This window comes from Sphingorhabdus sp., assembly GCF_044357595.1.
Classification (GTDB): Bacteria; Pseudomonadota; Alphaproteobacteria; order Sphingomonadales; family Sphingomonadaceae; genus Sphingorhabdus_B.
In genome coordinates this window covers 1-13,065 of the sequence record NZ_JBIKPH010000066.1, presented here as the reverse complement: position 1 = coordinate 13,065, position 13,065 = coordinate 1, and the positions used below count along the sequence as shown (strand labels likewise).

Sequence of the window (13,065 nt, the reverse complement as noted above, 5' to 3'; positions counted from 1 at the left end):
GCGTTGCCTGAAAAGCACAAAATTATGGTCCAAATGCCACGTGTCGCGTTAAGTGCTCATTCTAACGCCCACCGGAGGGACCAATCCCATAATCGGTGAGCTTCTTGCGCAATGTGTTGCGATTAATCCCGAGCAAGGCCGCCGCTTTCAACTGATTACCTTTAACCTGCCGCATCACATGTTGAAGAAGCGGAATTTCAAATTGCGCCAGCGCGCGCGGATATAATTTCTCACGTGTTGAACCGCGTTGCCGCTGATCGCGCAAAAATTGCGCTACCGCGGCCTCAAAACTTGCGCCTTGGATAGACGGCTCGGAATCCTGCGCAGGTTCAATAAACTGTATTATAGTGGCGTCAGTGATGATGTCTTCGCGGCACAGCAATGCAAGCCGGTAGATAAGATTTTTCAGTTCGCGAATATTGCCGCGCCACGGCATCGCCATCAACTGGCTAACGGCATTGTCATCAATTTTCCGGATAGGCAGGCCATCCTTCGCCGCCATGATCAGGAAATGCTGCGCGAGTAAGCCAATGTCCTCTGTACGTTCGCGTAACGGCGGCATCTCGATTGGCACGACGTTCAAGCGATAGTATAAATCTTCCCGAAAGCCGCCCTTTTCAATCAAGGCCGGCAAGTTCTGATTGGTCGCAGCAAGGATACGCACATCAAGCCGAATGCTCGCCTTTCCACCAATGCGGCTTATGACACCGCTTTGTAGCGCGCGTAGCAAACGCGTTTGGGCATGCATCGGCATGTCGCCGATCTCATCGAGGAACAAAGTTCCGCCTTGCGCCTGTTCAAACCGACCAATTGACTGACCAACTGCGCCAGTGAACGCACCTTTTTCGTGACCAAAAAGCTCTGCCTCAATCAACTCGCTCGGGATTGCAGCCATGTTGACGGCGACGAACGGGCCAGTCTTACGCTGGCCAAGATTGTGGATAGCCTCGGCCACCAATTCCTTGCCAGTGCCGCTTTCCCCTGAGATCAAGACAGATAAGTCGTTGCGCAGCAACCGTGCGACCATGCGATAAACATCCTGCATCGCGGCGCTGCGACCGATCATTGGTAAATTGGCTTCGGTGAGCGATTCAAATGGATCTGCTGACGTCGACCGCCGTTTTTCGATGCCTTGTTTTACCGCGAGAACCAGGTCATTCAAGTCAAACGGCTTTGGGAAATATTCGAATGCGTCAATCTCGCTGGCCCGCACGGCAGTTTCCAATGTATTCTGCGCAGACATGATGATGACAGGCATGTCAGGCGATTTTTCCATCGCCTCTTTCAACGTCGTTAAACCATCGCTGTCCTTTAACATGACGTCAGTCAGCATTAGGTCGAAATGCCCGCTGGCCAGCACTGTGTCGCGTACGGCCACAGAATCGCATAACTGCGTTTCGATATTCTCGGCTTGAAGTGCGGCACTGACCACCAGACCAATGGACACATCATCCTCAACGATAAGTACACGTGGCGGCTTCATGCGTTTACTTTCCCTGATGCAACCGGCAGCAAAAGCCGGAAAGTCGTTTGTCCCTGTAAAGCGTCGCGCTCAAACAGCACCCGGCTGTTCATCTGCTGCACCAGCTTGCGGACGATCGCTAGGCCAAGCCCCTGCCCGTCGCGCTTCGTGGTGACAAAGGGCGAAAACAGCTCATCGACGATGTGATCAGGCACGCCGGGCCCATTGTCTGAAATCGCGATTTCGACCGGAAGCTTAATCGAGCGACGGTCGGCGTCTGCATCACGGAGAGCGCCACTCATCACAAAACGAGTGGATATCCCGATGACGCCGTCCAAGCGCCCTTGCAACGCGTCTGTCGCGTTCTGCAGCAGATTGATAAGCACTTGCACCATCCCGTCGGCATCAATCAGCACATCTGGCAAGGACGGGTCATAATTAATGGAAATTTCTGGCATTGCGCGGTTTGCGGCACGCAGGGAACGTAAGGCGCGTTCAATCAGCAAATGGATATTGGCGGGCGCAAGTTCCGCCGGTTCCGAACGGCCAAGCTTTTGCATCTGGTCCAGCAGCCGCGCGATACGGTCCACTTCGTTGACAATTAAATCAGTCAAAGCGACATTTTTTTCATCAACTTGCCGCGCAAGCAATTGCGCCGCGCCTTTGATACCGGCCAAGGGGTTTTTGATTTCATGGCCCAGTATTGCCGGGGCACCCATGGCCTGTTGTTGCCCGCCGTCACGTTGATCCCCAATATGCTCCCGACCGCCATTGCGCGGCGATATGATGGCTATTCTCCAATCTGGGTCCTTGGACACCGAAGATAGGCTTATATCGACTGTAATGAGCCCGTGAGGGGTTTTCAGCTCCATATCTTGCGCAGAGATATCGCTATCGAACGAGCGCAGAGCAGCATTCATCCGCTCGCTCGCAAAGATGAGGGTTTCGTCGACCCGCTGGCCTTCAAGCCGGCGCTTGCTCCGCCCGAAGAACGCCTCACTGGCGTCGTTGGCATAATCGATACAATGATCGGGAGAAATCAGCAGCACCGGGACTGAAATACTCGCCAGCATCTGACCATAATCGGGACGATGCGTGTCTTCCGACATGTCTCAGGCAGCCGTTCTTGTCAGAAATGGTGCATAAAACCGCGTCAGCTCGTCAATAACAACATTGGGGTCATCTATCCGATTCATACAATTCCGGAATTCGGCTGAGCCATTCAAGCCCTTTGTATACCAACCAATATGCTTACGGGCGATGCGCACCCCGACCTCACTGCCATAATGGTCAAGCATTGCGCGATAATGGTCGATGATCAGGTGGAATTGCGTATCGATGTTTGGATCATCAATGGTTTGACCGGTGTGGAACCAATGCATCATTTGCCCCAAAAGCCAGGGCTTTCCATAAGCCCCTCGACCAATCATGACGCCATCGGCGCCACTTTGCGTTAAAGCGGCCTGCGCGTCGGCAATATTGCAAATGTCGCCATTCACAATCACGGGCAACGCCACCGCGTCCTTAACCTTGCGCACAAAGGCCCAGTCAGATGACCCCTTATACATTTGGTTCCGTGTGCGACCATGAACGGTAATCATCTTTGCGCCCAAATCTTCTGCAATCCGGGCAAGTTCTGGCGCATTCAGGGATCCATGGTCCCAGCCCATGCGCATTTTGACGGTAACTGGCACCGATACAGCCTTTACCGTTGCTTCAATAAGACTTGCCGCCAAGGGCAAATCGCGCATCAAGGCCGAGCCTGCATCACCATTCACAACTTTTTTAACGGGGCACCCCATGTTAATATCGATGATCGCTGCGCCACGATCTTCATTCAGCTTCGCCGCCTCACCCATTTCATAGGGTGTGCAACCGGCAAGCTGCATGGAAACAGGTTCTTCAATTGCGTCCCATTCGCATTTCTGAATGCTTTGCCGCGTTTCGCGGATCATGGCCTGACTAGCGATCATCTCGGTCACGTTCAGCCCCGAACCAAATTGCCTCACGATCTTGCGAAACGGCATATCTGTCACGCCCGTCATGGGCGCCAGAATGACAGGACAATCAATATTGATATTGCCGATCTGAATGGGTTTAAGTTGCATCTTCAAATACTGCCTAAAATTTAGGCAGGCCGTTACCCGCTTTCAGCTTGGCGGGCAAGTCTGCTGTCGCTAGAGCGCGCAAATGACTTCTCGACCAAACACTGTCGCTTTGATCGTCGCCGCAGGCGCAGGCAGCCGTGCTGGCGGTGCGCAGCCGAAGCAATATCGCCTTGTGCGCGGCAAGCCAATGCTGTGGCACAGCTATGCCGCATTGTCGGGGCATAAGGCTATTGATCATGTCTATATAGCCATTGGAGCTGGGCAAGAGGGTCAAGCAGAGTCCGCAATCGCAGGTTTGAACGAACCGATGTTTGTTATAGGCGGCGCTTCACGGCGTGAAAGCGTGTTTCATGGGCTTCAAGCGATAGCCGCAAATGGCGGGGCGGAACAGGTTCTTATTCACGACGCTGCGCGGCCATTTCTTCCCACTCACGTCATTGATGATTTGCTTGCCGCGCTCATTTTGGCACCGGGCGCCGTCCCTGCTCTGCCCGTTGTCGACAGCCTTTCGCGTGGGGCCGATGTGCTGTCCGAAACCGTTGCGCGCGAAAATCTTTGGCGCATTCAAACACCGCAGGCTTTCGCCTTTCAGGATATCTACGCAGCGCACCAGACCTGGACGGGTGAAGAGCCCAGCGACGATGCGCGGATGCTGATGGCCCATGCTGGCGAAGTGCGTATCGTTGCAGGTTCGGAAACGCTGAATAAATTTACGTTCTCGGGCGATTTTACAGGATATAATATGCCTTCATTCAGAAGTGGCAATGGTTTCGACGTTCATCGCCTGGTGCCCAATACTGAACTGTGGCTTTGCGGCGTGCGGGTACCGCATGACCTTGGTCTTGCTGGCCACAGCGACGCCGATGTTGCCATGCACGCGCTGACCGACGCCATCTTGGGCGCCATCGCACAGGGCGATATTGGCGACCATTTCCCGCCAAGCGACCCACAATGGCGCGGTGCCTCATCCGATCGCTTTCTCGTGCATGCCATAAAGCTTGCCCGCGATGGCGGCTTTGAACTTTCAAATGCCGATGTAACGATTATTTGCGAGCAGCCAAAAATAGGTCCGTTACGCGGACAAATGCGCGCGCGCTTGGCTGAAATAATGTCTGTTGATGTGGACCGTATATCGGTAAAGGCAACAACAACCGAAATGCTGGGTTTTACTGGCCGAGGCGAAGGCATTGCGGCACAAGCCACAGCAACTTTTGAGAAAATCTAAAATGGATTCTGTTTTACCTTCCGAGATTGCCGAACTGGCTGCGCGTGTGGTTGCCGAAAATAAGGCTGCAGGCCGCACCATTGCTGTTGCTGAAAGCTGCACCGGCGGGCTTGTTGCCGCCGCCATTACCGAAGTGCCGGGCAGTAGTGCTGTATTGGGCTATGGTTTTGTTTCCTACAGCAACGATGCGAAGATAAAGCTGCTCGGCGTCAATGAGGACATCATTGATGCATTTGGCGCCGTATCCGTTGGCGTTGCCTGGGCAATGGCGCAAGGCGCGCTGAAGGAAAGCGGGGCGGACATTGCTGTGGCGATTAGCGGTGTGGCTGGGCCGGACGGCGGAAGCGCGATGAAGCCCGTTGGCACGGTGGTTTTTGCCGTTGCGGTGAAGGGCCAGAACCCGAATGAGGTTGTGGGAGATCAAAAATTCTTTGGCTCGGATAAAAGCCGCGCCGATATCCGTGCATTCGCGACGCTTCATGCGTTGGGGTTGTTGCTACCGCCTACACCATAAAGGGCATCCGCACGGTCAATAAACGCGGTAGTCATCTTGCGCAGCGCGGCATCGAAGAACTGGCCTGCAAGCGCCTCAAACACGCGGTTGCGGAAGGAAAAGTCCACCGTAAAGTCAACGATTGAGCCACCAGTACGGACGTCCTCGAACGTCCACGCATTATGCAGATGCTTCATTGGACCGTCGAGATAATCGACAATAATCGATGATTTTGGCGTTTTTACTACCCTGCTGCTGAAGGTTTCGCGCAAGGCTTTGAAGCCGACGATCATATCCGCCAGCATCTCGTCTTCCGCGTCCTTACGAATGCGAATGGCGCTCACCCAAGGCAGAAACTCTGGATAGCGGTTCACATCGGCCACAAGATCATACATTTGCGCCGCGCTATGCGGAAGGCTGCGGCGTTCGTGATGATGCGGCATGGCTCGCTTTGGTCCTAGCGCGCCTTAGCGAGTTGGGCAGCACGGGCATCGCGCATCTTGGCAAAATCATCACCGGCATGGTAGCTTGAGCGCGTCAACGGGCTCGACGCTACCAGCAAGAAGCCCTTTGCGCGGGCAATTGCTGCATACGCATCAAAGGCGGCAGGTGTTACAAAATCCATAACCTTGGTATGCTTTGGCGTTGGCTGCAGATATTGGCCCATTGTCAGGAAATCAATGTCAGCACTGCGCATGTCATCCATGACCTGATGCACCTCCATTCTCTCTTCACCCAATCCAAGCATCACGCCAGATTTTGTAAAGATAGACGGGTCATGCCGCTTTACCGTTTCCAACAAGCGCAGCGACGCATAATAGCGCGCGCCAGGCCGTATTGTTGGGTACAGCCGCGGCACGGTTTCAAGGTTGTGATTGTAAACATCAGGGCGTGCGGTCACGATCGCTTCAATCGCCGACTGCGCTTTGTTACGGAAGTCAGGTGTCAGAATTTCAATCGTGGTGTTTGGCGTATTGCGGCGAAGTGCTTCAATGACCTTCACAAACTGGCTGGCGCCGCCATCGGGCAAGTCATCACGGTCAACGGACGTAATGACAATATGTTCAAGGCCCATCTTGGCCGCCGCAATCGCCACATGCTCTGGTTCAAGCGGGTCAACCGCGCGTGGCATCCCTGTTTTAACGTTGCAGAACGCACAAGCCCGTGTGCAAACATCTCCGAGGATCATTACCGTAGCATGCTTCTTCGTCCAGCATTCGCCGATATTGGGACACGCCGCTTCTTCACATACGGTGTTTAAATTGAGTTCGCGCATCAAGCGGCGAGTCTCATTAAAACCATCCCCCATCGGCGCTTTCACTCTGATCCAGTCAGGTTTGCGTTCTCTCACGGGGCGTTCTGGCATGACAATAGGTGCATTCATGATGTTCGAATAGCCGTCGAGCAGCTTGTTGCCAACTGCAACTTGCGTGCTAAGGGTTGCAAAAACTGTCAGGGAGCTAAAATGATATTAGATACTCTCACATCACCGGTGATTTTGTTCTTCGTTCTGGGATTTATTGCTGCCGCGCTGAAATCAGACCTTAGTATCCCGGAAGCATTTGCCAAGGCCATGTCAATCTATTTGATGGCGGCGATTGGTTTAAAGGGGGGAGTTGAGGTATCGAAAACCGGTATCACCCCCGAAATATTGATCGCAGCTGGTGCTGGCCTTGCCTTAAGCTTCTTATTGCCGTTGCTGGCGTTCGCGTTGTTGAGAAGCATAGGGAAGCTCTCAAAAGTCGATGCAGGCGCTGTCGCTGCACATTATGGTTCAGTCAGTGTCGTGACGTTTGTAACGGCGGTGGAGCTGCTTACTGGCGAAGGTCTTAGCCCGGCGGGATATATGGTGGCCGTTCTTGCGCTAATGGAAACCCCTGCAATTATAACAGGATTAACGCTCGCACGCCGCGGCGACGCAAATTCTGACGAGAAAAATTCAACGCCCTGGCACGAAGTTCTCACCAACGCGTCTGTCATGCTACTGGTTGGCAGCTTCATCATAGGAACCGTTGCAGGCGCCAAAGGTTTTGCGGCCGTTAAGCCGCTTTTTGACACGGGCTTTCGCGGGGTGCTGTGCCTGTTCCTGCTGGACATGGGCCTCATCGCTGCACGTCGTCTGATACAAACACGGAAAATGACATTGCGGCTGGTGTGTCTTGCAATATTGCTACCCTTGTTAAACGGGACCATCGGAACAGTCATAGGCACCATCATAGGCCTTGATGTGGCTTCGGCGGCAGCATTAGGCATCTTGGCGGCTAGCGCCTCCTACATTGCCGTTCCTGCGGCAATGCGTCTTGCCCTTCCCCAAGCTGATCCAGGCATTTATCTTAGCATGTCACTTGGCGTAACCTTCCCTTTCAACATCATCTTCGGCATCAGTATTTTCGCCGCACTCGCTCAAAGTTTAGGATGACATATGGTACAGACCGTTCCACGAAAACGTATTGAAATCTTGGTCGACACACCTCTTGTCCCACGTATTGTCAGCAAGTTGAAGGCTGTAGATATTTCAGGGTGGAGCGTCATTCATGTGGATTCCGGTGGAGGGCGTGGGGGCGAATGGCAGCACGACGACGTTACCGGTGCCAGTGCCAAGACAATCGTGCTGGCTATCGCATCCGACACAAAAACGGCACAGTTAATGGACGCAATTGCGCCATTGCTTGATAGCTATGGCATGCTGCTCACGGTAGGTGACGTTCAGGTTGTCAGAGGCGAGCGTTTCTAATGCCCGAATTTGCAGTTCTCGTAGAGGGTTATCAAAGGTTCAAATCCGACGGCTATGTTCGCCAGAAAGCGCGTTACGACGCACTTGCCAGCGACGGTCAGTCGCCGCCGATAATGATTATCTCATGCTGTGACAGCCGCGTCGATCCGGCCACGGTTTTTGACACCACGCCTGGACAAGTGTTTGCTTTGCGCAACGTTGCAAGCCTTGTGCCACCATATGAGACTGGCGGCGGTCTTCATGGCGTGTCGGCTGCCATTGAATTTGGCGTGTTAGGCCTTGAAGTGCGCCATATCGTTGTTCTTGGACATGCTCAATGCGGCGGAATAAAAGCGTCACTAGAGGGTGCAAACCTCGGGCATGGCGGCCATAGCTTCATTGACGACTGGGTCGACATCATTCGTCCTGCCCGTGACAAAATACTCGGTTCATCTTCGCAGGATCCGCAGCGCGATCTTGAACTAGACGCGGTTCGTGTAAGCCTCGCCAACCTGCGCAGTTTTCCTTTTATTGCTGCGCGCGAACATTCGGAACAATTAAAGCTGCATGGCGCCTATTTTGGCATTGCCGACGGAAATCTGTACGTTCTGAATGATGAGAACGACAAGTTCGAGGTACAATGACCGAGCTACCTAGCCAACCTGCATATTATGACGATCTGGGACTGAGCTTTGAAGAAGCATGGAACCTCGTCGAAGCTGGCAGCACCGACCGGCACAGTCCTGCACATACCCCTACCGTTGGAACCGTCGATGAAACAGGCGCGCCACAACTGCGTATAATGATCCTGCGTGACGCTTCGCGGGATGCGCGCACACTGCGCTTCCATACAGATTTGCGTTCCATCAAGGCTGCGCAAGTCCGCAACAATGGCGCAACGAGCGTCCTGTTTTACGACATGTCGGCTAAGCTTCAAATTCGGATGTCAGGTCAGACGCAGTTGTTGCCCATTGGTGACGTTGCAGATGCCGCATGGAGCAACTCAACTCCATTTGCGCGGCGTTGTTACATGGCTGAGGCTGCACCCGGATTGCCCATCGCAGGACCTTCATCAGGCCTACCCGAATGGATACAAGGCAAGAAACCCGACGAAGCTCAGCTGGCCGACTATCGACCCAATTTCGCGACAATGCTGGTTGAGATCGAATCCGTTGAATGGCTGTATCTGGCAAATGCCGGCCACCGCCGCGCGTGCTGGCAGTGGCAGGACGCACAGAAATCATGGCAAGGGACTTGGCTCGTCCCATAAGGCGCTAGATTTTTTCCAGACAGGCTGAATTCACGAACGCGTTACGCGTCAACGTATCCTCTTAAACGGACGCGCGGTGTACGCGGTTCATGCCATCATCAACGAGTCATTTTCTTATAAGTTGCACGATGCGGACGCGTCGCTTCGTCACCAAGACGCGCAATCTTGTCCTCCTCATAAGAACCAAAATTGCCTTCGAACCACTCAACATGGCTGTCACCTTCGAAAGCCAAGATATGTGTTGCCAGTCGATCAAGGAAGAAACGGTCATGGCTGATGACCACAGCGCAGCCAGCGAAGCTTTCAAGCGCTTCTTCAAGTGCGGACAAGGTTTCAACGTCAAGGTCGTTGGTGGGCTCATCGAGCAGAAGCACGTTGCCGCCCTCTTTCAACATCTTTGCCATATGCACGCGGTTACGTTCACCGCCCGACAGTAAACCAACCTTTTTCTGCTGGTCCGTGCCCTTGAAGTTAAACGCGCCAACATAGGCGCGGGTCGGCGTTTCATGCTTACCAAGCTTCATGAAATCGGCACCGCCGGAGATTTCTTCCCAAACATTCTTGTTGGGATCCAAATCGTCACGGCTCTGATCAACAAATCCAAGCTTTACGGTTTCGCCAATGTCTACCTCGCCAGAATCAGGCACTTCTTGGCCTGTAATTAAACGGAACAGCGTTGATTTACCCGCGCCGTTCGGCCCGATCACACCAACGATGCCGCCCTGCGGGATGGTGAAGGAGAGGTTTTCGAACAGCAGCTTGTCGCCATAAGCTTTGGTGACATTCTTCACCTCGATAACCTTACTGCCAAGACGCTCAGGAATCTGAATAACGATTTGCGCTTTGCCAGGTGTACGGTTTTCCTGTGCCTGGACCAATTGATCGAAGGATTTGATACGCGCTTTGGACTTGGTCTGTCGTGCTTTCGGGCTTTGCCGTATCCACTCCAACTCGTCCTTGATCGCCTTTTGTCGTCCAGCGTCTTCGCGCGATTCCTGCTCGAGCCGTTTGCCCTTCTTTTCCAGATAGGTCGAATAATTGCCTTCATAGACAAAATAGCGACCACGATCGAGCTCAAGTATCCAGCTAACCACATTGTCGAGGAAATAGCGGTCATGGGTTACAAGGATGACGTTGCCCTTATAATCGACCAGATGCTTTTCCAGCCAAGCCACTGATTCTGCATCAAGGTGGTTTGTAGGTTCGTCGAGCAGCAGAATATCAGGCTTTTCAAGCAACAGACGCGTAAGCGCGATTCGACGCTTCTCACCGCCGGACAAGCTCGTCACGGGGCTATCACCTGGAGGGCAACGCAGAGCGTCCATTGCAAGCTCAAGCTGACTATCTAGCGACCAGCCATCAACGGCATCAATCTTTTCCTGAAGCGTACCCATTTCCTCCATGAGCGCGTCAAAATCGGCATCTTCGGGTGGGTCACCCATGATCATCGAAATCTCGTTGAAGCGATCCACCAAGTCAGCAACCGGGCGGACACCATCCATAACGTTTTCGCGCACGGTCTTGTTGGGGTCCAATTCTGGCTCCTGCGCCAGATAACCAACGCGGATATGTTCGCCAGGCCATGCTTCACCGGTAAATTCGGTGTCCATCCCAGCCATGATTTTCATCAGCGTAGATTTACCCGTGCCGTTCGGGCCAACGATCCCAATCTTCGCATCCGGGTAGAATTGCAGATTGATGTTGCTTAAAACGGGCTTGCTTGCGCCGGGGAAGGTTTTTGTCATTCCCTTCATTACGAAGCTATATTGCGCTGCCATGGGGATCAGTTCCTGTGTTGCATTACTTTGATTTGGCCGCTTCCCTAGCTATCTGCACGATTCCTCGCAAGGTGGGATTGCAAAACTGTGTGATGGGATTAAGTCTCATCGTCATGAATAAACACATCACCCTGCTCGCCGCAGCATCTTCGCTGTTCCTGACCCCTTCGCTTGCAACCGCTGCACCTGCTAAATCCAATGATGAGATAATCGCCGGACTGCGCGACAATGCGCTTCAAGCTGATAATATTGCTTACGAGATTGTCGAAGGCCTTACGACCGAGATTGGTCCGCGACAGGGTGGTACAGCAGCAGAAGCGCGAGCCCGTATTTGGGCAGTTGCAAAGTTAAAGGCGCTGGGTTTCGATAATGTGCGGGTGGAAGAATATCAAATGCCAACATGGGTCCGCGGCGGCGAAACAGCTGAAATCACTTCACCATTCACACAGAAAATGGCCGTTGCGGCGCTGGGCAATAGCGCAAGCACGGGCGACGCCGGCATTGATGCAGAGATCGTCTATTTCCCAACAATCGACGATTTACGCGCGGCGCCCGATGGCAGCTTAAAGGGCAAGATTGCATTTGTGAGCAATAATATGAAGGCAACGCAGGACGGAAGCAGCTATGGCGCGTTCGGCCCTGCCCGCTTTGTCGGTCCGAACATTGCTGCAAAAAAGGGCGCAGCGGCTATCGTTATTCGCTCCATTGGGACCGACTATCATCGCAACCCGCATACTGGAAACACGAATTTCGAACCCGGTGTAGCGCCAATTCCGGCTGGTGCCCTGTCGATACCCGATGCCGAAAATCTGGAACGTATGATCGCACGGGGCAAGCCAGTGCGCATGAAATTAAAACTGACGCCCCAGAATATAGGTATGCAGACGTCGGGTAATGTGTTGGCAGAAGTGAAAGGTTCCAATCCCGATTTACCCATCATCGTCATCGCGTGTCATTTGGATAGCTGGGACCTTGGCACGGGCGCAATTGACGATGCCGCAGGCTGCGGCATTATTGGCGCTGCTGCCAAGCATCTGAAATCAATGGGCCAACCAAAGCGCACTGTCCGCCTGCTTTGGGCCGGTGCGGAAGAAGTCGGGATTTGGGGTGGCCGCGATTACGGCGAAAAACATGCAAGCGAGCCACATGCCTTTGCCATGGAATCCGATTTTGGAGCAGGTAAGGTTTGGGCTGTTGACTTCAACCTTTCCAACAGCGCTAGCGCCTTGCGCACGCAAATTACATCTGCGCTCGCGCCATTGGGCGTTGTGCCACGCAAGGATGCCGCAGGCGGCGGCGCGGATGTGGGTGCCATTATTGCTGCGCAAAAACTTGGCATCATAGATTTGCAACAAGATGGCACAAAATATTTCGACCTGCACCACACGCCCGACGACACGTTGGACAAGATTGATAAGGCCGAATTGCGTCAAAATGTGGCCGCATGGGTCGCTACCCTGGCCTATATTGCCAATTATGAAGGCGAATTGAAGCCTGAGCCTGCTCAATGAGGTATAGCCCAGCCTTATTGCTATCCTTATTGATGCTCACCGGGTGTAATGACACCCCAGCGGCCACCGAAGGCACCACCGGGCAAAGTGACGCTCTGGTATCTACGCAGCAGGACGATCTGGCTAAGCAGAAGCTGACAATTGAGCAGGCCGCGGAAGAAGCAACCAAGTTGGTTGAGGCGGACGCAAAGGCCGAAATTGAGGCGGCAGTGCCAACCGGAACGGAACCTGCGCAATAACCTAAAGTACTTGATTTTGCGCCCCCTCGTCGCACATTCTTATAACGCAAGAGGCTGCAGTTTGCCCACTTTTGCGCTCAGTTTCTAGGAACGATATCCTACCATCCGCGTTGGTTTATTATGATCAACCAACACGTACCGCAACGCTGGCTCGCATGGGCTGAAGTGCCCCGCGCATTGTTCGCTATGGCTAATCTGCCATATCACTGGACAGAGCTCTCCTCTGCCCCTCAAGGGGATCAGCGGCCTGTCTTCGTTATTCCCGG

General features: G+C 53.5%; 14 protein-coding genes. 8 read left to right on the top strand and 6 right to left on the bottom strand.

All coding sequences use genetic code 11. The annotated features are described in order from the left end of the window. Window positions 1-61 precede the first annotated feature (61 nt). From ACIQ2T_RS07990 to dusB, 3 genes are read right to left on the bottom strand one after another with little or no spacing between them, the layout of a single operon-like run. Window positions 62-1,483, bottom strand: coding sequence for a sigma 54-interacting transcriptional regulator (locus ACIQ2T_RS07990; protein ID WP_397590352.1), 1,422 nt, complete (start codon window positions 1,481-1,483; stop codon window positions 62-64). Then, window positions 1,480-2,571: a nitrogen regulation protein NR(II) gene (locus tag ACIQ2T_RS07985; protein WP_397590351.1), complete on the bottom strand. Its 1,092-nt coding sequence runs from the start codon at window positions 2,569-2,571 to the stop codon at window positions 1,480-1,482. The genes ACIQ2T_RS07990 and ACIQ2T_RS07985 overlap by 4 nt, the downstream gene beginning before the upstream one ends. 3 nt (window positions 2,572-2,574) lie before the next feature. After that, window positions 2,575-3,570: a tRNA dihydrouridine synthase DusB gene (gene dusB, locus ACIQ2T_RS07980; RefSeq protein WP_397590350.1), complete on the bottom strand. Its 996-nt coding sequence runs from the start codon at window positions 3,568-3,570 to the stop codon at window positions 2,575-2,577. Window positions 3,571-3,652: 82 nt separating this feature from the next. Here dusB and ACIQ2T_RS07975 point away from each other — a divergent pair, with 82 nt between their 5' ends. Then, entirely contained in the window at window positions 3,653-4,795 is a 1,143-nt protein-coding gene (locus ACIQ2T_RS07975) for a bifunctional 2-C-methyl-D-erythritol 4-phosphate cytidylyltransferase/2-C-methyl-D-erythritol 2,4-cyclodiphosphate synthase (RefSeq protein ID WP_397590349.1), read from the top strand. Between the two features lies 1 nt (window position 4,796). Then, window positions 4,797-5,309: a CinA family protein gene (locus ACIQ2T_RS07970; protein WP_397590348.1), complete on the top strand. Its 513-nt coding sequence runs from the start codon at window positions 4,797-4,799 to the stop codon at window positions 5,307-5,309. On the opposite strand, the gene ACIQ2T_RS07965 is transcribed toward ACIQ2T_RS07970, so the two are convergent. Then, window positions 5,273-5,731, bottom strand: coding sequence for a type II toxin-antitoxin system RatA family toxin (locus ACIQ2T_RS07965; RefSeq protein WP_397590347.1), 459 nt, complete (start codon window positions 5,729-5,731; stop codon window positions 5,273-5,275). The genes ACIQ2T_RS07970 and ACIQ2T_RS07965 overlap by 37 nt on opposite strands. Before the next feature lie 14 nt (window positions 5,732-5,745). Further along, window positions 5,746-6,672: a lipoyl synthase gene (lipA, locus tag ACIQ2T_RS07960; protein WP_397590346.1), complete on the bottom strand. Its 927-nt coding sequence runs from the start codon at window positions 6,670-6,672 to the stop codon at window positions 5,746-5,748. Between the two features lie 81 nt (window positions 6,673-6,753). Here lipA and ACIQ2T_RS07955 point away from each other — a divergent pair, with 81 nt between their 5' ends. The 4 genes from ACIQ2T_RS07955 to ACIQ2T_RS07940 are packed head-to-tail and all read left to right on the top strand — an operon-like array spanning window position 6,754 to window position 9,271. Beyond that, window positions 6,754-7,707, top strand: coding sequence for a sodium-dependent bicarbonate transport family permease (locus tag ACIQ2T_RS07955; protein WP_397590345.1), 954 nt, complete (start codon window positions 6,754-6,756; stop codon window positions 7,705-7,707). A 3-nt stretch (window positions 7,708-7,710) separates the two neighbouring features. Next, a complete protein-coding gene (locus ACIQ2T_RS07950; RefSeq protein ID WP_353206144.1) occupies window positions 7,711-8,022 on the top strand; it encodes a P-II family nitrogen regulator in 312 nt (103 codons plus the stop codon). Then, window positions 8,022-8,645: a carbonic anhydrase gene (locus ACIQ2T_RS07945; RefSeq protein ID WP_397590344.1), complete on the top strand. Its 624-nt coding sequence runs from the start codon at window positions 8,022-8,024 to the stop codon at window positions 8,643-8,645. The genes ACIQ2T_RS07950 and ACIQ2T_RS07945 overlap by 1 nt, the downstream gene beginning before the upstream one ends. Further along, on the top strand, window positions 8,642-9,271 hold the full coding sequence (locus tag ACIQ2T_RS07940) for a pyridoxamine 5'-phosphate oxidase family protein (protein WP_397590343.1): 630 nt from the start codon (window positions 8,642-8,644) through the stop codon (window positions 9,269-9,271). The genes ACIQ2T_RS07945 and ACIQ2T_RS07940 overlap by 4 nt, the downstream gene beginning before the upstream one ends. 98 nt (window positions 9,272-9,369) lie before the next feature. Here ACIQ2T_RS07940 and ettA read toward each other — a convergent pair whose 3' ends face one another. Continuing rightward, complete coding sequence (gene ettA / locus ACIQ2T_RS07935; RefSeq protein WP_353207926.1) at window positions 9,370-11,049, bottom strand: energy-dependent translational throttle protein EttA; 1,680 nt, start codon at window positions 11,047-11,049, stop codon at window positions 9,370-9,372. 113 nt (window positions 11,050-11,162) lie between these two features. Here ettA and ACIQ2T_RS07930 point away from each other — a divergent pair, with 113 nt between their 5' ends. Together ACIQ2T_RS07930 and ACIQ2T_RS07925 are read left to right on the top strand one after the other, a co-directional pair. Further along, a complete protein-coding gene (locus ACIQ2T_RS07930; protein WP_397590342.1) occupies window positions 11,163-12,560 on the top strand; it encodes a M28 family peptidase in 1,398 nt (465 codons plus the stop codon). Continuing rightward, window positions 12,557-12,799, top strand: a complete 243-nt coding sequence (locus ACIQ2T_RS07925) for a hypothetical protein (RefSeq protein WP_397590341.1) — start codon at window positions 12,557-12,559, stop codon at window positions 12,797-12,799. The genes ACIQ2T_RS07930 and ACIQ2T_RS07925 overlap by 4 nt, the downstream gene beginning before the upstream one ends. The last annotated feature ends 266 nt before the right edge of the window (window positions 12,800-13,065 follow it).